The following is a 19,501-nucleotide window of genomic DNA, read 5'->3' as shown; positions in this document are numbered from 1 at the left end:
GGGGGGCTCCGTAGACGGCGCGGGCACTTCGGGAGTTCCTGAAGTATGCCGAGGCGTCACGCGCCCACCCAAGACGGGCGTTGGTCTTCGGAAAACAAGCTGCCGCAACATGATTTACTGGGGATTGACGCAATGAAAACGAAACTTGCAGCTTCGGTGCTTTCGGCACTGCTCTACGCACAGGGCCTGCTCGGCTTTGCCGGGCTCGCCACCGTGCTCTTGAAAGAGCGCGCGCATGCAGGCGAGTTCGTGGCAGGCAGCGACATGCCGCCGGGGCCATCGCTACTGGTGGTGCGCTGAGCGCAGGGCAATCGGGCCCGAGGTGAAAACCGGTTTGGAAATCCGATGCTCAACCAGAGGAATTGCGTGAACGCCCAGCCGTCAATCGGCGAATTGCGCCGGCGGATCGAAACGGTAGCCGGCGCCGCGTATGGTGATGATAGCTTCCGTATCGAGCTTGCGGCGCAGCCGCACGATGCGCGAATCGATCGAGCGGTCGAAAGCGTCGACATTCTCGGCCGGCGCCGCCGCGATTATGTCGTCGCGCGTCAGCACCTTGCGGGGACTGGCCAGGAACAGCCGAAGCAGCGCCACCTGGCCGGGCGAAAGCTGCTCCTCCGTGCCCGAGCGGTGCATGACGATGGCCGACCTCAAATCGACGGTCGCGTTCTCCAACACGATCAGTTCCTGGGCGGCCCTGCCCCGCCGCGTCAGCAGGCCGCCGACACGGGCGGCGAGTTCCCTGACATTGAGCGGACTTTCGATGACGTCGGCCGCACCGAGCTCGAGCGCCAGCACCTTGTCGACGAGGTCGCACGGCCGGCAGATCAGGATGAAATCCGGTCCGCCTTCACCGCCCCCGCCTTGGCTGCCATAACGCCTGAGCAGATCACGTCCCTCCGCCTGGCTGAGGCTGTCACCGACGACGACGACGTCGACGCCCTTTCCCGCCAGCATAGATTCCGCTTCCCAGGGCTGGCGCGCCTGACGCACGTCGTGGCCTCGCCGCTCAAGGTGATCGGCGAGTTCGGTCGCCACCACGTCGGCGACGCAGATAAGCCCGATAACGGCGCGTGCAGCCATGTTTTCCAACCATTTCCTGGCAACCCGATATGAGTGCTGGACATCATGTTTATACCCAATCTACTTTCCACCGAAAGTGGGAGCGAGCGCATCGTGCGGGCAAGAATTTTAATTGTCGAGGATGAGCCCGATCTAAGAGAGGCGGTCGCCGAATATCTCGGCGCCGCCGGCTATGACGTGGCGACCGCCGAAACCGCGGCCGCCGCGCGCAGCCTGGTCGAAACGCAATCATTCCACCTCGCCATCCTCGACATCGCCATGCCGGGTGAGGATGGGCTATCGCTCGGCCGCTGGTTGCGCTCGAGACTGCCGATCGGCATCATCTATGCCACCGCCGCCGGCACCGCGCTTGATCGCATCGTCGGACTTGAGCTCGGCGCCGACGACTACATCGTCAAACCCTACGAGCTGCGCGAGGTGCTGGCCAGGGTCCGCAGCGTGCTGCGCCGGGTTCCGCAGCACGCGCCGATGCACGGCCAAAAGGCGAGCGATCCCCGCCGCTCCGTCGCTTTCGGCTCCTTCCAGGCTGATCTCGACGGCAGGCTGGTCACCGGCGCCAACGGCGCGGTGATCGACATGGCCAAGAGCGAGTTCGACGTGCTGGAGGTTTTCCTGACCCGCGCCAACCGGCTGCTGACACGTGCTGCCATTTCCGAAGCGATCGGCCTCACCGAAGATCCGGAATCCTCGCGCGCGGTCGACATTCGCATCATGCGCCTGCGCAAGAAGATAGAAACGGATCCGGCCAGCCCGAAATTCCTGCGCACGGTGCGCGGCGAAGGCTATATCTTCTCGCTGCCGGCCGGCGACGGCCACTAAGTGGGCGCGGGGGATTGCTCCCGCGCCTGTGCTGGTCTGTGGACGGATCCGTCGCAATACTTGTCGCCCAAAAACGCTCTTGGTTTTGGGACAACGCATAAAAACAAGGATTTGAGACGCGGCGCATGAAATCCGCTTGGCACCGCAACAATGGCTGAAAATGACCGCTGAAGCAGCAGGCACGGACATGCAAGACGGCCGGCAAGGCGCGGCGATGGCGGCCGTGCGCGTGGTGCGGCGGCTGCGCGAGGCCGGCGACTGGCAGCGCGAGATGGAAGCCATACTGGAAACGCTTTGCCACGCAATGGACTGCCAGCGCGGCATCCTGTTCCGCCTGCGCGAACTGCCCGGCCAGGGATTTGCCCAGTCGGTGGCCGCCTACTGGATCGATCCCGTGGTCGGTGGCGAGCTGGCCTCGCCGACGGTGATCGTGCAGTCGATCATCAACGCCGATCCGCTGCTGGAACGGCTGCAGGAGGATGAACGGCAGGGCAAGATTTTCGCCGGCCATACGCGCGACCTCGAGGGCTTCCTGAGAGCCGACTTCGAGAAACAGAGCATTAAATCGTTCCTGTCGGTGTCCGTATTCGCGCATGGCCACCTGTGGGGGACGCTGGCGGTCAATGACTGTATCGAGGAGCGCGAATGGACCGATGAGGAAGAAGCGACGCTGCATATCATCGCGCTGGCCATCGGCGACGCGATCGAACGCTCGCCCTCCGACGCCCACGCCAGCGAGGTCATCCGCCGCACCATGCTGCAAGCCTCGCTCGATGCCATCCTCGTCATCGACGAGACCGGCTCGATCGTCGAATTCAATCCGGCCGCCGAGAAGATGTTCGGCTTCCTGCGCAGCGATATCCTCGGCAAGGACCTGCTCGACACCATCGTGCCGATCTATTACCGTAAGGGCTATGCGTCGGGGGCCGAATACATGTCCGGCCGCGGCGCGCCAATGGTCGGACAGCGGCTCGAGACGGTGACCCAGAACGCCGCCGGCGAGATTTTCCCCATCGAACTGACGGCAACCGAGATGCGGGTCGCCGACCGCCGTCTGATCTTCGGCTCCATCCGCGACCTGCGCGACAAGCTGCGCGCCGAGGAGGAGATCAATCGGCAGCGCGAGAAGTTGCACCAGAACGAGAAGATGGCGGCGATGGGTTCGCTGCTTGCGGGTGTCTCGCATGAACTCAACAACCCGCTGGCCGTGGTTGTCGCCCAGTCGACGCTGCTGCACGAATTCGCCTCCGATCCGCAGACCAAGGTTCGCGCCGAGAAAGTGCGCGCCGCCGCCGAGCGCTGCGGCCGCATCGTCAAGAGCTTCCTGTCGATGGTCCGGCTGCATCCGACGGAGCGGGCCGAGACGGACCTCAACCAGGTGATCCGCGCGGCGCTCGAGGTGACCGCCTACGGCGCGCGCTCGAGCGGGATCATCATCGACACCGATTTCGCGCCTGGCCCGTTGCTGGCCATGGCCGACGCCGATCACGTCACCCAGGTGGCCGCCAATTTCCTCATCAACAGCCAGCATGCGCTGGCAGGCATAGGCGGCGACCGGCTGATCAAGGTGCGGACCTTCCGCAGCGAGCGCGGCGATCCCGGTTTCTCGGTCGAGGACAATGGGCCTGGCGTACCGGAAGCGATCCGGTCCCGCATCTTCGAATCCTATTTCACCACCAAGCCGGTCGGCGTCGGAACCGGCATCGGCCTGTCGATCTCGAAATCGATCATCGAGCGGCACAATGGCAATGTCTGGTTCGAGGAAGTGCTGCCAAGTGGCGCCCGTTTCGTCGTCCAGCTGCCGGCCATTGTAGCCGGCGTCGCCATCGCCGGCGAGGGCCAGCCGCGATCGAGCGGGCTGCGCCACGCCTTGATCATCGATGACGAGCCCGACGTCGCCGGTTCGCTCTCCGACATACTCGAACTGATGGGCATCAAGTCACGGATCGCGCCCCTCTGGGACACGGCCACAGCCATATTGGCTGGCCACATGCCGCCCGACATCGTCTTTTCGGACCTGCGCATGCCTGGAACAAGCGGCATGACCATCTATCGAGAGTTGCTTGCCGAAAGACCGGAACTGGCGCGGCGTTTCGTGCTGGTCACTGGCGACCTGATCGGCGCCAAGGCCGAAATCGAGGCGCTGCCGCTACTGCAGCGTCCGCAGATCCTGGAGAAACCGTTCAGCACGCTGGATGTGCGCAGCGTGCTTTCCGCCATTGCCGACCAGGTGGTTTCGAAGGGATAGACCGCACCAACCGGTAAAAAAAGCCCCCGGCCGACATGCGGCGGGAGCCGAAGGGAGCGCTGGACGCGCTCGGGGAGCGCCGCGGCACGTTCCAAAGCGGAGCCGCTTCGGAACCATGTTTCAGTCGAACTCAGAAAATATTCGGCGTATTGGTCAGCGGCGCGGCATTGGCGATCATCCGGACCGCACGGGCTTTGTGGGCTCCGGACTGCTCGGCTATGGCCCGCAGGCAATCGACGCTCTCGGCGCCCCAGGCCTGACCCTTGCAGGCAAAGTCGACCATCGACATCGGCAGGCGTGCGGTTCTGGTGGTGGTCATTGCGCCGCCGACGACGTTGGCTGGTGGATTGAGCGAAGCAAAGGCCGGGCCGACCGTCGGCGCGAACGCCATGCCGGCGAAGGCGCAAGCAGCCAGCGCCATGAACATCGCCATGGGGTGGTCGCTGGCGCGCTGGCGCAACGCCAGCTTCGGGCGGCGGCCAACGCGCTCCGGAGCCTGGGACCGGCGGTCGTTGCTGGCAATCTGAACTTTCGCATGCATCATCATCCCCTTCGTTGACTTTCTTTTTTTGATAAAACGAACTTAGTCGCGCTCTGTATCAGCGGAAAGCTGGCGTGAATCTGATATTGTAACCGCCTTGAAACGGGCCCGTGGCCAGACCACATCAAGCGGGCATCTCGCGCAGCCGATCCCGGCTCGGCGGACCGGCAAGGGCAAGCGCGGCGACGCCCTTTGTCTCGGCTTCCCTCCTGGCAGGATTTGCTTCGAAAACACGCCGGAACCAAGCTTTGAAACCCGGGCTAACGCCCGGATTCTCCGGGGTTTTCGGGGCGAGCCGTTGCATCGGATTGGATTGAAATCGGCGCGCCAACTTTCTTTCGAAAATATGCCTGTTTCCACAAGCCATTGCATTTCAATGAAAAATATGATTATATTGAACGGATATTCAATAAAAAGAAGAGACGTTTTATGAACCCGCATCTCCGTGACGTGGCCATTCCCAACGATTGGGACCGGCGGGGACTGCCTGGCTGGAGCTACCATTCCGATGCCCTCCTCGAACTCGAGAAGGAGCACGTTTTCCGCAACCACTGGCAGATCGCCGGACATGTCAGCGACATCCCTGACGCCGGCGATTACCTGGCCATGGACGTCGTCGGCGAACGCGCTCTGATCGTGCGCGGCAAGGACGGCGTCGTGCGCGGTTTCAACAATATGTGCCGCCATCGCGGCAGCCGTGTCGTCGCCGACAGCCAGGGCAACTGCAAGAACGCGCTAGTGTGCCCGTTCCACGGCTGGGTCTACAATCTCGACGGCACGTTGCGCGGCGCTGCCCGCCCGCGTTCCTTTCCCGATCTCGACAAGACCGAGTTCGGCCTGATGCCGCTCGATCTGGAGGTCTGGATGGGCTTTATCTTCATTCGCTTCCGCGCTGGCGGCCCGCAGCCCTCCGTCGCCGAGCTGATGAAGCCGATCGAGCCCGAATTCTCGCACTACAAGGCCGCCGACATGGTGCCCTCCTGGGGGATCTGGACCCAGAAAACTCCGGTCAACTGGAAGTCGGTGCGCGACGTCGACAATGAGGGCTATCACGTCGCCATGGCGCACCCGGCTCTGCAGGACCTCTATGGCGCGACCTATTTCGACGAACCCTTCGTCAACGGCGTGTCGCGCTCCTTCGCCAGCTACAACCCGCATGCCGGCCGTCGCTGGAGCGTAAGGAACTACGTCAAGATCGCGCCGGAGCCGGCGCATCTGCCGGACTATCTGAAGAAGGCCTGGGTCTATTATGGCATCTTCCCCAATGCCGTCCTCTCGGTGATGCCGGAATCGGTGCAGTTCTATCAGGAGTTCCCGCTGTCGACGGGTGAGACCCTGCTGCGCGGCGCCATTTACCGCTATCGCGACGAAAGCCGCGAGCAGGCTGCGGCCCGCTATCTCTCCTTCCGCATCGACCGCGACACCATGTCGGAGGATGTCCAGCTTTCGGTGTGGTCGAACGAATCCATGCTGTCGGAAGCCTTCGAGGGTTTTTACCTCTCCGACCTCGAATACGGAGTGCGCACCCACCACGACCATCTGCGCAGGCAGATCCCCGTGCTTGGGCTCGAAACGGCGCCGGAGGAGAAGGACATGTGGAACTTGAACGACGCGCTGCGGTCGCGTGGATAGGCGACGCCGATAATTGGCGAAACCATCGGTGAGAGCGCTCCTCTCCCCGTCCTATGCGGGGCGAAGAAAGAACGTCATCCCCGCCACACCCCTTCTTTCCTGAGATCATCCATCGTGCGCGAAATGCCCTCGCGCAAAATGCCGACCATGTCGTCGATCTGCTCGCGCGTGATGACCAGCGGCGGCGACATCACGCACATGTTGATCAGCGGCCGCACCAGCAGGCCGAGCTCGTGGCAATGCGCGTCGATGCGTTTGCCGACATTCTTGTCGAGCTGCAGCGGGTCCTTGCTTTCGCGGTCGGCGACACATTCGACGCAGCCCATCAATCCCAGCCCGCGCACCTCGCCGACCAACGGCAATTCTTCCAGCGTCTTCAGCTGCGCCTGGAAGTAGGGCGCGACCGCTTGCGTATGGGCAAGTACGCCCTGTTCCAGAAGGTCGAGATTCCTGAGCGCCACTGCGCAGCCGACCGGATGGGAGGTGTAGGTCAGGCCATGGCCGAACATCGCGTCGGGATGGTTCGACCGGCGCAGTTCCTCCAGCAGCCGTTCCGATATGATGACGCCGCCGAGCGGGAAATAGCCTGACGTCACACCCTTGGCGAAAGTGATCATGTCGGGATCGATGCCGAACACATCGCCGGAGGCGAAGACATGGCCCAGCCGTCCAAAGCCCGTCACCACCTCGTCGGAGACATAGAGGATGTCGTTGTCGCGGCAGATTTCGCGGATGCGCTTGAGATAGCCGTCCGGCGGCACGATAACGCCGCCGGAGGCCTGCACCGGCTCGCCGACGAAAGCGCCGATCCTGTCGGCGCCGACACGCGCGACGGTGTCGCGGAACTGGTCGACGAGGAAGTCGGTGAAATCAGCCATGCTCATGCCCTGCGGACGACGGAACGGATCGGGCGAGGACAGCTTGATCACCAGCTCGTCGGCGCCGTCCATCCAGTCGCGGTCACGCGGGCGGCCATTGAGCGAGGCCGACAGATAGGTCGAGCCGTGATAGGCGCCGCCGCGCGACAGGATCAGCTTCTTCTCCGGCCGGCCCCGCACATTGTTGTAGAACTGCATGAAGCGCAGCGCCGTCTCCACCGCCGAGGAGCCGCCTGTGGTGTAGAAGACGTGGCTGAGATCGCCGGGCGCATGACCGGCTATGCGACCGGCAAGCTCCGCCGAAGGCGCGTTCATCGTGTACCACGGCGTGTTGTAGGACAGTGCCATCGCCTGGTCGTACATCACCCTGGCGAGTTCCTCGCGCCGATGACCGACATTGACGCACCACATGCCGGCCGGCCCGTCGATCAACCGCTTGCCGGTGCCGTCGGTGATGTAGATGCCGTCGCCTTCGCCGATCAGCGCGCGCGCTTCCGCGCCGACCGAACCGGCATACGGCCAAGGCTGGACGAGATGGCGCCTGGCCAACTCGACGGCATCCGCGGCTCCGGCTCCGGCCATTTCGCTCGCCTTCAGGTCCCTCGCAGCCGCCATTGTCATCTCCACATAATTCGTCGAATTCAGGATTTCGAAATTTGGCCGGCAGTGCCGGAAATTTCCGGCATAATCCGCACTATTTTGAATGTCCGTTCAATCAATATCTCAGAAATAGCGCTTGATTTCAATCCGCGGATGCGGGCATGATGAAAGAAAGCCGGCAAGCTCGGGGCGCGATCAGCAAAACTGGTCACCGGTTTCGCGTTCGATCGCGCTCCAAAACAAAAATGGGAACAAACAGCCGGCGCCAGTCCAATGGGATAACGCATGGCGGGACGCTCCAGGCCAGCAACCGAGATCACAGCCGGAGCCCTGCCCCCCGGAGCCTGGCAATGACGGCGGCGGCGGAAGGGTCGCCCCCGTTGCGCATGACGCGGGCCAGACGAAATGCCCTTCTGCAATCCGAACCCGTGCAGGGCTTTGCCCTGATCAGCCCAACCTTTCTCTACGCGCTCATCCTCCTGGTCCTGCCGATCCTGGTGGTCATCGCCCACTCCTTCTGGACGCAGAACTATCTGACCATCGACCGCACCTTCACGCTGGAAAACTACCGCGTCGCCCTGACCGAGCCGATCTATCGCGATCTGTTGTGGCGCTCGCTGTATATCTCGCTGACGGTCAGCTTCTTCACCGTCGTCCTGGCTTATCCGATCGCCTATTTCATTTCCTTCCACGGCGGCCGCCACAAGAGCCTGTGGCTGTTCCTCATCACCATCCCGTTCTGGACCAGCTATCTCCTGCGCGTGATGTCGTGGAAGGTCATTCTCGGCTATAATGGCGTCTTGAACTCCGGGCTGATCGGCCTCGGCATCATCGACGAGCCGTCGACGGCGCTGCTCTACAATTCGAGCGCCGTCATCATCACGCTGACCCACGCCTGGGCGGCCTTTGCCATCCTGCCGATCTTCGTCTCGCTGGAGAAGATCGACCGGACCCTGGTGGAAGCGGCCACGGATCTCGGCGACGGTCCCTTTCGTTCGTTCCTTCGCGTGACTTTGCCGCTGTCGGCGCCAGGCATCATCTCGGCGGCGCTGATCGTGATGATCCCGACGGTCGGCGACTATGTCACCCCCAAGCTCGTCGGCGGCAAGGACGGCGTCATGATCGCCAACGCCATCCAGGCGCAGTTCGGCAAGGCCTCGAACTGGCCGCTGGGCGCCGCCCTTTCCGTCACCACCATGCTGGTCGTGACATTGATGGCCGGCGCCACGGTGCTGGTCATCCGTGCCGCCCAGAGGCTTGCGCGATGAGCGCGGCGCGACGTCTGCTGCCGGGCGGCTGGCTGTCGGCCTATGCCTTCCTCTATGTAGGTTTCCTTTATCTGCCTGTGATCTTCCTGCCGATCTTTTCGATCAACACGGCGGCTACGCCGAAATTCCCGCTCACCGGCTACACCCTCAAATGGTACGAGGACCTGCCCAACACGCCGGCGCTGCTCGACGCCACCTGGAACAGCCTGATCGTTGGCGTCTCGGCGTCCGTCCTTTCGACGGTTCTCGGCATCCTCGCCGCCCGCTCGATCACCCGCTACCGCTATCCCGGCCGGCGGGCCATCAACGGCCTGATCATGGCGCCGCTCGTGCTGCCGGAAGTCATCGTCGCCATCTCGATGCTGCTGGTGATGCTGCAGCTCGGCTTGAGCCTCTCCCTGTTCACCGTCGTGCTCGGCCATGTCCTGGTCTGCATCCCCTATTCGATGACGGTGCTGACCTCCGGCTTCGAGGGTTTCGACCGCAGCCTCGAGGAGGCCTCGGCCGACCTCGGCGAGAGCGCCTTCGGCACCTTCCGGCGGGTGACGCTGCCGATGGTGGCGCCGGCGATCATCTCCAGCCTGCTGGTCTGCTTCACCATTTCGCTGGACGAGTTCATTATCGCTTTCTTCCTGACCGGTACCGAGGCGACGCTGCCTATCTATATCTGGGGCCAGTTGCGCTTCGCGGCCAAACTGCCGGGCGTGCTCGCGCTCGGCACGCTGCTGCTGGTCGCCTCCTTCCTGCTGATGACCGTCGCCGAAACCCTTCGCCGCCGCGCGGCCAGACGCACGAAGAACGAGGGAGGGCTTTATGCCTGAGCAGGCCCCATCGGCACGAACCCTGTCCGAACGGACGATGATCGAGATCAACCGCGTCACCCGCAGCTACGGCGCCTTCAAGGCGCTCGACGATGCCTCCTTGACCATTCGCGAGGGCGAATTCTTCTCGCTGCTCGGCCCGTCCGGCTGCGGCAAGACCACGCTGTTGCGCATGATCGCCGGCTTCGACAACCCGACGAGCGGTTCGATCTCGGTCGGCGGCCAGCCGATGGAAGGCATTGCGCCCAATCGCCGACCGACCAACATGGTGTTCCAGAGCTATGCGATCTTCCCGCATCTCAATGTCGAGCAGAACGTCGCCTATGGCCTGAAGCGGCTGAAATTGCAGGGCGGCGAGGAGAAGCGCCGCGTCGAGGAAGCCCTGGCGCAGGTCTCTCTCACCGGCCTCGGCAAGCGTCTCGCCACCGAGCTGTCCGGCGGCCAGCGGCAACGCGTCGCGCTCGCCCGCGCGCTGGTGATGCGGCCCAAGGTGCTGCTGCTCGACGAGCCGCTGTCGGCGCTCGACAAGAAGCTGCGCGAACAGATGCAGGTCGAGTTGCGCCGCCTGCAGCAGGCCGTCGGCATCACCTTCGTGCTGGTCACCCACGACCAGTATGAAGCGCTGGCCATGTCCGACCGCATCGCCGTGATGTTCGGCGGCAAGATCGCGCAGGTCGCCTCGCCCAAGGAGATCTACCAGCGGCCGGTCAACCGCCAGGTCGCCGACTTCCTCGGCGGCATGAATTTCGTCAAGGCCGAGATCGTCGAGGAGAACGGCGGCTCGCTGGTCGTCGACACGCTGGGCTTCGGCCGTGTGAAGACCGACAAGCCGAAGGCCTTCGTGCGCAATGGCGGCGGTGCCACGCTCGGCATCCGCCCGGAGCGCCTGCGCGTCCTGTGGGACAACGCGACGGCCAAGTTCGAGGTTGCCGGAAAGGTGGTCGAACGCCACTATTTCGGCGAGATCACCCATTTGATCGTCGAGATCCCCGGCCTGGAAAAGCCGCTGTCGGTAACCGAGACCAACGATTTCGGCGCCGACGATATTCCGGTCGGCACTTCGATCCGCCTTGCCTACGATCCCGAAGCCCTGGTGGCGATGGCGGATTGACGGTTCGCGATGATCTTTCGCGCCGCAATGCGACCGGCAACGATCGCCCCTTCGACATAGCCGGGGAATGACGGCGACAGCTCCGACGATGCGAAATGAACAGGCGGCGCGCCGGCCAGGAGCACAGGTTCGGCATCGGTCGCCGCGACGTCGACGATGAGGTCGCTGTAGCCGCCGCCGCTCCAGCGGTCATGCGTCCAGTCGCGCTGGCTGAAACCCGCGATTTCGGCCGCGCCGGGGCCGAGGGCTTCCACCAGTTTCCCGGTCACTTCGGCGCGCAGTGCCGCCTCGCCAAGCTCACCCCAGCGCAAGGCGAGCGGGCCGCCGACGAAGACGACCAGCGCCGCGTGGCCTTCATCCGGACTGGCATCGCAAGCGAACAGCCCCGGCGGGTCGCGCCACATCACCATGCCGCTCAAGCCGCGGCGGCGCCAGAAGGCAGCGGGGTAGCGCACCAGCACCTTGATCACGGCGCCGCTTTCCCAAACGCCGAGTGCCTTCGCCAGGGATTCGGGCAGAGCGGGTGCGAAGTCCAGTTTCGCCGCCATGACCGGCGGCACCGCGACAAGTGCCGCCCGCGCTTCAATGACACCCGCCGCCGAGATGATGCGAACGCCTTGCGGCCCATGCTCGATGCATGAAACGGCTGCGTTGAGCCACAGCCGGTCGCCGAGATCGCTGGCCAGGTCCTCGGCCACCGACTGCATCGTCTCGCGCAGGAAATACTGGAGCTCCGGCACCTCATTGGTGATGCGCCGATCATTGTCGATCAGGTGCCAGAGCGGCAGTTTCTCCAGCGTCAGGCACCACAGGCCTTCGATCATCGAGCGGAAGGCTGCCTTGGCGGCATCGGCATCATCCTGCCGGTCGAGCCAGGCGGCAACGGTCAGCCCGGCAATCGAGGGATCGTCCGGCGCGATCGCGTTCATCCGCTCGCGGATCGCCATCGAACCAGAATAGGTTCGCTTCGCCTCGGCGGCGGAGATCGGCGGCTGGGCGATAAACGCGCCCTCGACATGGGTTTCGACCAGCATCTTGCCGCGCGCTTCGACAAGCGCCATCAGCTCCGGCATGTCCTCGCACAGGAACTGGCCGCCACTGTCGATGCGCTCGCCGGAACCGATCTCCGCCGACTCGACGCGCCCGCCGACACGGGCGCGCGCCTCGAGCAGCACGAAATCGACGCCGGCCTTTTTCAGCTCGAGCGCGGCCGACAGCCCGGTGAAGCCGGCGCCGATGATGACGACATCGGCTCTTGTGGACTCGCTGTTCAATAGCCGGCCTTGATCTTCTCGAACTCGGCGACCATGCGCTGCTTGAGCTCCGGCGGCACCGGCTGTTGGAACAGCGTCTTGTCGAGGAATTTGTCGAGATCGTCGAAGCCGCGGTCGGCCAGCACCTGGTGATCGACTGCGGCCATGCCGGCACCGTTGCCATGGCCGTAGCCGAAGGTCTTGACCATATAGTCCGACACCCCGGGCGCGTTGACCGCGTTCAAGAAATCATAGGCCTGGTCGAGCTTGCCCGGCGCATCCTTCATCAGCACATAGCCGCACACCCAGGTCGAGATGCCTTCCTTGCTGTCGCGGTTCATGGCGATCGGCAGGCCTTGCCCCTTCAGCGTCACATAGGTCTCGTTCCAGCCCCAGACGAGATCGACCTCATTGCCGATGAAGGCCTGGTTGAGATCAGTGTCGTCGGTCCAGTAGAAACGGATGTTCTTGTGCACGTCGCGCAGGAAGGCGGACGCCTCCTGGAACTGGGCATCGGTCATCCTTGTCCAATCCTTGAGGCCGATGACGAGGCTCGCCAGCGCGTAGGCGTCGTCGACATTGTCGCCGATGGTGACGCGGCCCTTGAACTTCGGGTCGGCGAAGATCCTGAGCGACTGCGCCTGCTCCGGCGTCACCTTGTCGGTGCGGTAGAGAAGCGAGGTGTTGCCCCAGTCGAATGGCATGAACCACGCCTTGCCGTCGTCGGTAGTGGCGAGATCCTTCATCGCCATGATGCCGGGATTGAGGTCTTTCCAGCCTGCTATCCTCGACGTGTCGAGCGGCTGCAGCAAGCCCGCCTCGCGCCACTTGACCACGCTTTGCGAACAGGGATGCGCGATGTCGGCCTTGAAGCCGGCCCGCATCTTCTCGAAGGCTTCGTCCTCGTCGCCGAAGAAGGCGAAGGTCGGCTCGGCGCCGTATTTGGCGGCATAGGCGGGGTGCAGCAGCGGGTCCTCATAGCCGGACCAGTCGAACACGACGAAGTCGCCGCCACCTTCCGCCCAGGCATAGACGGCGCCGGCGCCGATCACGCAGGCGGCGGCAAGGGCAAGGCGGCGTAGCACTGGCTTCATGGTGCGAATTCCCCCGTCGCGAAAGGCTGCCGCGAGGTTATGAGAATTCGCCTCTCTTGGCGAGCCCGTCCACCCACCATCTCCGCAGGCGGACGGGCGGCCGAGCCGGCTCAATATCCGGCTTTGATCTTCTCGAACTCGGCGATCATCTTGAGCTTGAGCTGCGACGGCACCGGCGACTGGAACAGCGTCTTGTCGACGAATTTCTGCACATCGTCATAGCCTTTTTCCTTCAGGACGGCCTGATCGACGCCGGCCATGCCCTTGGCGTTGGCCTGGCCATAGCCCCAGTCCTTGACCAGCACCTTGGCGGTTTCGGGATCGTTGACGGCGTTCAGATAATCATATGCCTTGTCGACATTGCCGGGCGCGTCCTTGAACAGCACATAGCCGCAGACCCAGGTCGAAATGCCTTCGTTAGTGTCCTTCTTGGCCTTGATCGGCACGCCGGCGGCGACCGATTGCACGGTGGCGTCGTTCCATGCCCAGGCAAGATCGACCTCGCCGCCGCTCAAAAGCTGCACCACGTCCGTTGTGTCGGTCCAGTAGGAGCGCACGTTCTTATGCACCTGGCGCAGGAAATCCGACGCCTGTTTGAACTGGTCGTCGGTCATCTTGGTCCAGTCCTTGACGCCGATGGCGAGGCTCGCCAGCGCATAGGCGTCGTCGACATTGTCGCCGATCGACACCCGGCCCTTGAACTTCGGATCGGCGAACGCCTTCAGCGACTGCACGTCCTTGGCGTCGACCTTTTCGGAATTATAGGTGAGCTGGGTGTTGCCCCAGTCCCAGGGCATGAACCAGGCCTTGCCGTCCGCGGTCGTGGCGAGATCCTTCATCGCCATGATTCCGGGATTGAGATCTTTCCAGCCTGTGATCTTCGATGTGTCGAGCGGCCGCAGCAGGCCGGCCTCGCGCCATTTCACCACGCTCTGCGAGCAGGGATGGCCGAGATCGGCCTTGAAACCCGAGCGCACCTTTTCGAACGCCTCGTCCTCGTCGCCAAAGAAGGCGACGGTCGGCGAATCGCCGTTCTTTTCGACATATTTCGGATGGAAGCTCGGATCCTCATAGCCGGACCAGTCGAACACGACCAGGTCTTTGTCGGCGGCAACCGCCAGGGCTGCGGCCGAGGCCGCCAGCACGCCGGTCAATGCCAGGGTCAATGTCAGGCGTCGGGCCAATGTCAGCCGCTGGATTGATGTCTTCATTGCTGTTCCATCCTCTTTTATTTATCGATTGCTTCATGCCTTGCGACGGGTGGCGGCTGCTCCCTGGTAATGTTTAGGGAATGCGGCCGACAGGAATTCGTTGGCTGCCTGCAAGGCGCTCTCGCGGGTGGTGTCTTCGGTGCCCATCATCAAGCGCAGCCACAGCCCCTCCAGCATCGCGCTGAGCGCCAGCGCCATGACCTGCGGCTCGTAGTCATATCCGCCGCTTTGCTTGAGCGTCGCGCAAAGCTCGATGAAGATGTTCTGGTAGACGGCATCGCGGGCGCTGCTCAGCGCCTGGTAGGTCGGCCGCGACTTGGCCTCGCCCCAGAAGGCGCACCAGGCCGCCAGCTTGCGCTTGTTGCAGATCGAACGGTCGAAATCGGCCGCGACCAGGGTCCGCAACTGGTCGGCGGGGTCGTTCCCCGCTTTCTCCAAGGCATTGCGCCAATGCGCCGAGTACTCGTCATACATATGCTGCAAGGTCGCGATCAGCAGTTTTTCCTTGCTCTCGAAATGGAAATTGACGATGCCGCGCGACAGGCCCGCGCCATCGGCGACGTCGGCCATCGTCGTCTCCGAATAGCCGCGCTTGGCCAGCGAATCGATCGTCGCCTCGATCAGCTGAAGCTGCCTGACCTCCTTGGAGGCCTTGCGCCCGCGTTTCTCGGGTTCGCTCGATGCCTCGGCGGACTGCTCTTGGCGTGCTGCAATTTTCATGGGTGCGGTCATGCTCCACATCGCCGGCTAGCCGACCATCTTCGGTTTTTGCCCGCGAAGATGAGTGGGACGGTGCTCGCCACTGTCAAGCACCTTCTGAATGGCCTCCCAGGTTCGTATGTTCTTGTCGACATAGGCGGCGCCCACTGCCGCCGCGACCGTCGGATAGAGCGGCCCCTTCAGCCTTTCCAGTTCGCCCCGCGCCACCTCGCGGTACCAGGGATTGCGGTCGCGAACCGCGATCTCGGCAAAGCCCGCCTGGCGCATCGCCTGTGCGTAGCGCGCCGGCGAGGCCATCGCGAAGGACAGCCCTTCGGCGGCGACATAGGCCTTCATCTCCGGTGATGGTTCGCCGTCATGCGAGATCATCCAGTTTGATGCCGCAAAGGCGCCGCCGGCCTTGAGCACGCGGAATATCTCCGCAAACAGCGCATCCTTGTCGGCGACATGCAGCAGCGCATCCTTGGAGAAGACGACGTCGAACGACTGATCCTCGAAAGGCAACCGCCCAGGCGGCGCCTGGATGAAGCTGGCGCGGTCGGCAAGCCCGCGGGAGGCTGCCCGGCGCCTGGCCGTTTCGATCACCGGCCGCTCGACATCGAAGCCGGTGACGTGCGCGGCGCCATGCCGTTCGACCAGATGCAGCGTGATGCCTCCGGACCCGCAGCCGATGTCGAGCACGGTCTTGCCTGCGAGCGAAAGTCCCTCGAGCACGCGGTCGACTTCGTCGGGCCCGCCCGGCGACAGGTAGCCGTCGCCCCACAGCGCCTCGAGGAAGCGGATGGCGGCTCCGTCGTACTCCGGCTCGGCCTCGGCCGTTTCGATCATCAACCCTCGATCCCCAATCGACGAATGTCCGTCTCGAACGCCTGCAAAGCCTAGCCCAGGTCTGGGAAAACGCAACATCATTTGTTGAACATTCATTCAATACGGCTGGACAAAACGACGACTACCGTGCCAAATTTCGCGCATTGAGGGGACGGATTACGCCAAAATGAACAGCGGATCGCATGGAAAGACTGGGCCAAAATGAAAGCTTGGGATGCGATCGTCATCGGCGGCGGACACAACGGACTGGTCAACGCCTGCTATCTCCAGCGCGCCGGGCTCGACGTGCTGGTGGTGGAGAAGAATCCCTGGGTCGGCGGCGCCGCCACCAGCCGGGAATTGACGTCGGGCTTCCTCTATTCCAACTGTTCCTATGTCTGTTCGCTGTTTCGCCCTGAAATCATGCGCGACCTCGAACTGCCGCGCTTCGGCCTGCAGGTTATCTCCTATGAGGGCGGCGCGGTGTTCACCAGGGATGGCGATTATCTCGCCAATTACCGGGACCATGATGCACACCGGCGCGAATTTGCGCGCTTCTCGAAACGCGATGCCGAAGCCTACGACCGTTATGCGCGCGACGTGACGCGCCAGTGCCGTTTCATCCAGCCGCTGTTGATGCGCACCGCGCCCGACCCGACCAGTCTGCGGCCGCGGGATCTGGGCGAGCTCCTTTATCTGGGCAAGAAATTCGCGGGCCTGTCGGCGGAGGAAATGGCGCTGACGCTGCGCTTCTGGACCATGTCGATCTCGGACTTCCTCGATGAATATTTCGAGACCGATGTCATCAAGGCCAATTTCGCTTTGTCCGGTATCATCGGCACGGCGCTCGGGCCGATGTCGCCCGGCACGGCTTATGTGCTGCTGCACCACTATATGGGCGAGGTCGACGGCTCGGTCGGCGCCTGGGGCTATGCGCGCGGCGGCATGGGCGCGGTGACAAAAGCGCTGGCGGCATCCTTCAAGGCGTCGGGTGGAACCATTCGCACCGGCGCCGAGGTCGACCATGTTCTGGTGAGCCGCGGCAAGGCCAAGGGTGTGGTGCTGGCCGGCGGTGAGGAGATCCGTGGCAAGCTCGTCGTCTCCAACGCCGACGTGAAGCGAACCTTCCTGAAACTGGTCGAGGAAAAGGAACTGCCCGAGATTTTCCTGCGCCGGGTCAGGAACTTCAAGATCCGAGGTTCGTCCGGCAAGGTCAACATCGCGCTGGACTCGATGCCCGAATTCCCGGCTCTGCCGAAGGATTCGCCGGTCTATCGCGGCGACATGCATTTCACCGATTCGATGGAGCGCATGGAGCGCGCCTATGACGACTGGAAGGCCGGGCGCTGGTCGGCCGATCCTTTCCTCGACATGGTCATCCCGACGACGCTCGACCCGACGATGGCGCCGCCGGGAAAACACTTCATGAGCTGCTTCGTGCAATACGCGCCGCCCAAGGTGAACGGCCATGAATGGTCCGACGCCGATCGCGACGGATTCGCCGAAAGCGTGATCGCGCAGATTGCCGACTACTCGCCCGGCTTTCGCGACCGCATCGTCCACATGGAGGTGCGCACGCCGCGCGAAATCGAGGCCGAGGTCGGGCTCACCGAAGGCAACATCTTCCAGGGCGAACTGACCTTCGACCAGCTTCTGTTCAACCGCCCGGTGCCGGGCTACGCGCAATACCGCTCGCCGGTCGGCGGTCTTTATATGTGCGGCTCCTCGACCCATCCCGGCGGCGGCGTCATGGGCGCGCCCGGCCGAAATGCCGCGGCCGAGATCCTGCGCGATCTCGCCAAATCGACCTCGCATATGAGCCCGGCCCATGACGTCATATGATGCAATCGTCATTGGCGGCGGCCATAATGGCCTCGTCACTGCTGTCACGCTGGCGAAGGCAGGGCGCAAGGTGCTGCTGCTGGAAGCGGGAGCCGATCTCGGCGGCGCCGCGCGCACGGAGGAATTCGCGCCGGGTTTTCATGTCTCGTCGATCGCCCATCTGCTGAACCGCCTGCATGCCGACGTGGTGAAGACGCTGGAACTGGAGAAGCATGGCCTGCGGATCACCCCAGACGACTTCGCGCCGTCGGTTGCGCTGTCGATGGACGGCTCCCCGCTGGTCCTGCACAGCGCCTATGGCGAAACGCTGACCGGCGCAAGTTTGTCCGAGCAATCCGCGTGGAAGCAGTTGCGCGCGCAACTGCTTCGCTATGCCGGCATCCTGGAACCCCTCCTCTCGCGTCGTCCGCCCGAGCTGGCCGGCATGTCGCTGCTGGAGACAGCGGCGCTCGGCCAGGCCGCACTGGCGCTGAAAAGGCTCGGCAAGGAAGACATGCGCGATTTCCTGCGTGTGCTTTTGATGAACGTCGCCGACCTGCTCGACGAGCAGCTTGCCGACATCAGGCTGAAAGGGCTGCTGGCCTTCGACGCGACGCTCGGCAGCCATCTCGGTCCGCGCTCGCCCACCTCGTTGCTCGGCCTCTACTACCGGCTGGCCGGCGAGGCCGGCGGTGCGGCCGGCGCGCAGACAGTGCCGAAGGGCGGCATGGGCGCGGTGATCGCCGCCATCCGCGCCTCGGCCGAAAAGGCGGGCGTGAACGTCCGCACATCGGCGCCTGTCGCAAGGATCATTGTCGAGAAAGGCCGTGCCGTCGGTATCGCATTGGACAATGGCGAGGTGCTGCGCGCCAGGACGATCGTCTCCGCGACAAATCCGGCGACGACTTTGCTCGACCTTGTCGGTCCACGCGAACTCGACACCGGCTTCGTGCGCAAGGTGAACAACATCCGCATGAAGGGTGATGTCGCCAAGCTTCACCTGGCGCTCGACAGGCCGCCGCAATTCACAGGTGTCGATGCCGCCGGCCACAGGGGGCGGCTGGTTATCGCCCCCTCGCCCGATCATGTCGAGCGCGCCTTCAATCCATCCAAATACGGCGCGTTCTCGCCCGAACCGGTGATGGAGATCACGCTGCCAAGCCTCGCCGATCCATCGCTCGCGCCCGACGGCGCCTGCGTGCTGTCGGCGGTGGTGCAATACGCGCCCTATGCTCTGAAAGAGGGATGGGGCGCCGGCAAGGCGAAATTCCTGGAGGCAATCATGGCTCAGCTCGAAGCCTACGCGCCAGGCATCGGCAAGACGGTGCGCCACACCGAGCTCTTGACGCCCGCCGACATCGAAACGCGCTACCGCATGCCGGGCGGCCACTGGCACCACGGCGAGTTGCAGGCCGACCAGATGCTGATCTCGCGCCCGGTCTCGGGCTGGTCCGGCTACGACACACCGCTCGACGGGCTGTTTCTCGCCGGTGCCGGTTCACATCCCGGCGGCGGCGTCTCCGGCGCACCTGGATTGAACGCCGCTCGACGCATCATTGCGATGAAGGGGTAAGGCGATGTTTCAGTTGGCGGC

At 63.7% G+C, this 19,501-nt stretch carries 18 protein-coding genes; 9 read left to right on the top strand and 9 right to left on the bottom strand.

Features of this window, described 5'->3' with window-relative positions:
• The first annotated feature begins 132 nt into the window (after positions 1–132).
• Positions 133–300, top strand: a complete 168-nt coding sequence (locus FJ949_RS26495) for a hypothetical protein (protein ID WP_140500618.1) — start codon at positions 133–135, stop codon at positions 298–300.
• Positions 301–381: 81 nt separating this feature from the next.
• Here the strand turns inward: FJ949_RS26495 and FJ949_RS26490 are convergent, their stop codons facing one another.
• Positions 382–1,083 (bottom strand): response regulator transcription factor, encoded by a 702-nt coding sequence (locus tag FJ949_RS26490; RefSeq protein WP_140500617.1) that lies wholly within the window; start codon positions 1,081–1,083, stop codon positions 382–384.
• Positions 1,084–1,128: 45 nt separating this feature from the next.
• Here FJ949_RS26490 and FJ949_RS26485 point away from each other — a divergent pair, with 45 nt between their 5' ends.
• Both FJ949_RS26485 and FJ949_RS26480 read left to right on the top strand, forming a co-directional pair.
• Positions 1,129–1,902 carry a response regulator transcription factor gene (locus FJ949_RS26485; RefSeq protein WP_181167426.1) on the top strand — a complete coding sequence of 258 codons (774 nt, stop codon included), beginning with the start codon at positions 1,129–1,131 and terminating at the stop codon, positions 1,900–1,902.
• Between the two features lie 160 nt (positions 1,903–2,062).
• The gene (locus FJ949_RS26480; RefSeq protein WP_181172158.1) at positions 2,063–4,150 is read left to right on the top strand and encodes a sensor histidine kinase; all 2,088 of its coding nucleotides are present in this window, start codon (positions 2,063–2,065) and stop codon (positions 4,148–4,150) included.
• 130 nt (positions 4,151–4,280) lie between these two features.
• Here FJ949_RS26480 and FJ949_RS26475 read toward each other — a convergent pair whose 3' ends face one another.
• Positions 4,281–4,691, bottom strand: coding sequence for a hypothetical protein (locus FJ949_RS26475; protein ID WP_140500616.1), 411 nt, complete (start codon positions 4,689–4,691; stop codon positions 4,281–4,283).
• Between the two features lie 429 nt (positions 4,692–5,120).
• On the opposite strand from FJ949_RS26475, the gene FJ949_RS26470 reads away from it, so the two are divergent.
• Positions 5,121–6,323: an aromatic ring-hydroxylating dioxygenase subunit alpha gene (locus tag FJ949_RS26470; protein WP_140500615.1), complete on the top strand. Its 1,203-nt coding sequence runs from the start codon at positions 5,121–5,123 to the stop codon at positions 6,321–6,323.
• 74 nt (positions 6,324–6,397) lie between these two features.
• Here the strand turns inward: FJ949_RS26470 and FJ949_RS26465 are convergent, their stop codons facing one another.
• Positions 6,398–7,816 carry an aminotransferase gene (locus tag FJ949_RS26465; protein WP_140500614.1) on the bottom strand — a complete coding sequence of 473 codons (1,419 nt, stop codon included), beginning with the start codon at positions 7,814–7,816 and terminating at the stop codon, positions 6,398–6,400.
• Positions 7,817–7,842: 26 nt separating this feature from the next.
• A complete protein-coding gene (locus FJ949_RS26460; RefSeq protein ID WP_140500613.1) occupies positions 7,843–8,088 on the bottom strand; it encodes a hypothetical protein in 246 nt (81 codons plus the stop codon).
• 63 nt (positions 8,089–8,151) lie between these two features.
• Between FJ949_RS26460 and FJ949_RS26455 the strand changes: the two genes are divergently transcribed.
• From FJ949_RS26455 to FJ949_RS26445, 3 genes are read left to right on the top strand one after another with little or no spacing between them, the layout of a single operon-like run.
• Positions 8,152–9,069 (top strand): ABC transporter permease, encoded by a 918-nt coding sequence (locus FJ949_RS26455; protein ID WP_140500612.1) that lies wholly within the window; start codon positions 8,152–8,154, stop codon positions 9,067–9,069.
• The gene (locus FJ949_RS26450; RefSeq protein WP_140500611.1) at positions 9,066–9,890 is read left to right on the top strand and encodes an ABC transporter permease; all 825 of its coding nucleotides are present in this window, start codon (positions 9,066–9,068) and stop codon (positions 9,888–9,890) included. Before FJ949_RS26455 ends, FJ949_RS26450 begins: the two co-directional genes overlap by 4 nt.
• A gap of 37 nt (positions 9,891–9,927) precedes the next feature.
• On the top strand, positions 9,928–11,001 hold the full coding sequence (locus FJ949_RS26445; RefSeq protein ID WP_140500639.1) for an ABC transporter ATP-binding protein: 1,074 nt from the start codon (positions 9,928–9,930) through the stop codon (positions 10,999–11,001).
• Here FJ949_RS26445 and FJ949_RS26440 read toward each other — a convergent pair.
• From FJ949_RS26440 to FJ949_RS26420, 5 genes are all read right to left on the bottom strand, one after another.
• Positions 10,965–12,275 carry a flavin monoamine oxidase family protein gene (locus FJ949_RS26440; protein WP_181172157.1) on the bottom strand — a complete coding sequence of 437 codons (1,311 nt, stop codon included), beginning with the start codon at positions 12,273–12,275 and terminating at the stop codon, positions 10,965–10,967. The two genes, FJ949_RS26445 and FJ949_RS26440, sit on opposite strands and share 37 nt — an antisense overlap.
• A complete protein-coding gene (locus tag FJ949_RS26435) occupies positions 12,272–13,348 on the bottom strand; it encodes an extracellular solute-binding protein (RefSeq protein WP_140500609.1) in 1,077 nt (358 codons plus the stop codon). The genes FJ949_RS26440 and FJ949_RS26435 overlap by 4 nt, the downstream gene beginning before the upstream one ends.
• 110 nt (positions 13,349–13,458) lie before the next feature.
• On the bottom strand, positions 13,459–14,559 hold the full coding sequence (locus tag FJ949_RS26430; protein WP_140500608.1) for an ABC transporter substrate-binding protein: 1,101 nt from the start codon (positions 14,557–14,559) through the stop codon (positions 13,459–13,461).
• 33 nt (positions 14,560–14,592) lie between these two features.
• The gene (gene betI / locus FJ949_RS26425) at positions 14,593–15,279 is read right to left on the bottom strand and encodes a transcriptional regulator BetI (RefSeq protein ID WP_224647079.1); all 687 of its coding nucleotides are present in this window, start codon (positions 15,277–15,279) and stop codon (positions 14,593–14,595) included.
• 27 nt (positions 15,280–15,306) lie between these two features.
• Positions 15,307–16,107: a class I SAM-dependent methyltransferase gene (locus FJ949_RS26420; protein ID WP_140500606.1), complete on the bottom strand. Its 801-nt coding sequence runs from the start codon at positions 16,105–16,107 to the stop codon at positions 15,307–15,309.
• Positions 16,108–16,308: 201 nt separating this feature from the next.
• Here FJ949_RS26420 and FJ949_RS26415 point away from each other — a divergent pair, with 201 nt between their 5' ends.
• Both FJ949_RS26415 and FJ949_RS26410 read left to right on the top strand, forming a co-directional pair.
• Complete coding sequence (locus FJ949_RS26415) at positions 16,309–17,928, top strand: NAD(P)/FAD-dependent oxidoreductase (RefSeq protein ID WP_140500605.1); 1,620 nt, start codon at positions 16,309–16,311, stop codon at positions 17,926–17,928.
• The gene (locus FJ949_RS26410; protein ID WP_140500604.1) at positions 17,915–19,480 is read left to right on the top strand and encodes an NAD(P)/FAD-dependent oxidoreductase; all 1,566 of its coding nucleotides are present in this window, start codon (positions 17,915–17,917) and stop codon (positions 19,478–19,480) included. The genes FJ949_RS26415 and FJ949_RS26410 overlap by 14 nt, the downstream gene beginning before the upstream one ends.
• Positions 19,481–19,501 lie beyond the last annotated feature (21 nt).

It is taken from the genome of Mesorhizobium sp. B2-4-1 (assembly GCF_006442185.1).
GTDB lineage: Bacteria > Pseudomonadota > Alphaproteobacteria > Rhizobiales > Rhizobiaceae > Mesorhizobium.
Note: the sequence above shows the minus strand (reverse complement) of the source record. Positions and strands in the feature narration are given on the sequence as shown.

Excerpts from the sequence above, each read along its gene's own strand:
- FJ949_RS26495 (WP_140500618.1), top strand. The coding sequence starts at position 133 with ATGAAAACGAAACTTGCAGCTTCGGTGCTTTCGGCACTGCTCTACGCA.
- FJ949_RS26490 (WP_140500617.1), bottom strand. The coding sequence starts at position 1,083 with ATGGCTGCACGCGCCGTTATCGGGCTTATCTGCGTCGCCGACGTGGTG.
- FJ949_RS26485 (WP_181167426.1), top strand. The coding sequence starts at position 1,129 with ATGTTTATACCCAATCTACTTTCCACCGAAAGTGGGAGCGAGCGCATC.
- FJ949_RS26480 (WP_181172158.1), top strand. The coding sequence starts at position 2,063 with ATGACCGCTGAAGCAGCAGGCACGGACATGCAAGACGGCCGGCAAGGC.
- FJ949_RS26475 (WP_140500616.1), bottom strand. The coding sequence starts at position 4,691 with ATGCATGCGAAAGTTCAGATTGCCAGCAACGACCGCCGGTCCCAGGCT.
- FJ949_RS26470 (WP_140500615.1), top strand. The coding sequence starts at position 5,121 with ATGAACCCGCATCTCCGTGACGTGGCCATTCCCAACGATTGGGACCGG.
- FJ949_RS26465 (WP_140500614.1), bottom strand. The coding sequence starts at position 7,816 with ATGGCGGCTGCGAGGGACCTGAAGGCGAGCGAAATGGCCGGAGCCGGA.
- FJ949_RS26460 (WP_140500613.1), bottom strand. The coding sequence starts at position 8,088 with ATGCGTTATCCCATTGGACTGGCGCCGGCTGTTTGTTCCCATTTTTGT.
- FJ949_RS26455 (WP_140500612.1), top strand. The coding sequence starts at position 8,152 with ATGACGGCGGCGGCGGAAGGGTCGCCCCCGTTGCGCATGACGCGGGCC.
- FJ949_RS26450 (WP_140500611.1), top strand. The coding sequence starts at position 9,066 with ATGAGCGCGGCGCGACGTCTGCTGCCGGGCGGCTGGCTGTCGGCCTAT.
- FJ949_RS26445 (WP_140500639.1), top strand. The coding sequence starts at position 9,928 with ATGATCGAGATCAACCGCGTCACCCGCAGCTACGGCGCCTTCAAGGCG.
- FJ949_RS26435 (WP_140500609.1), bottom strand. The coding sequence starts at position 13,348 with ATGAAGCCAGTGCTACGCCGCCTTGCCCTTGCCGCCGCCTGCGTGATC.
- FJ949_RS26430 (WP_140500608.1), bottom strand. The coding sequence starts at position 14,559 with ATGAAGACATCAATCCAGCGGCTGACATTGGCCCGACGCCTGACATTG.
- betI (WP_224647079.1), bottom strand. The coding sequence starts at position 15,279 with ATGAAAATTGCAGCACGCCAAGAGCAGTCCGCCGAGGCATCGAGCGAA.
- FJ949_RS26420 (WP_140500606.1), bottom strand. The coding sequence starts at position 16,107 with ATGATCGAAACGGCCGAGGCCGAGCCGGAGTACGACGGAGCCGCCATC.
- FJ949_RS26415 (WP_140500605.1), top strand. The coding sequence starts at position 16,309 with ATGAAAGCTTGGGATGCGATCGTCATCGGCGGCGGACACAACGGACTG.
- FJ949_RS26410 (WP_140500604.1), top strand. The coding sequence starts at position 17,915 with ATGACGTCATATGATGCAATCGTCATTGGCGGCGGCCATAATGGCCTC.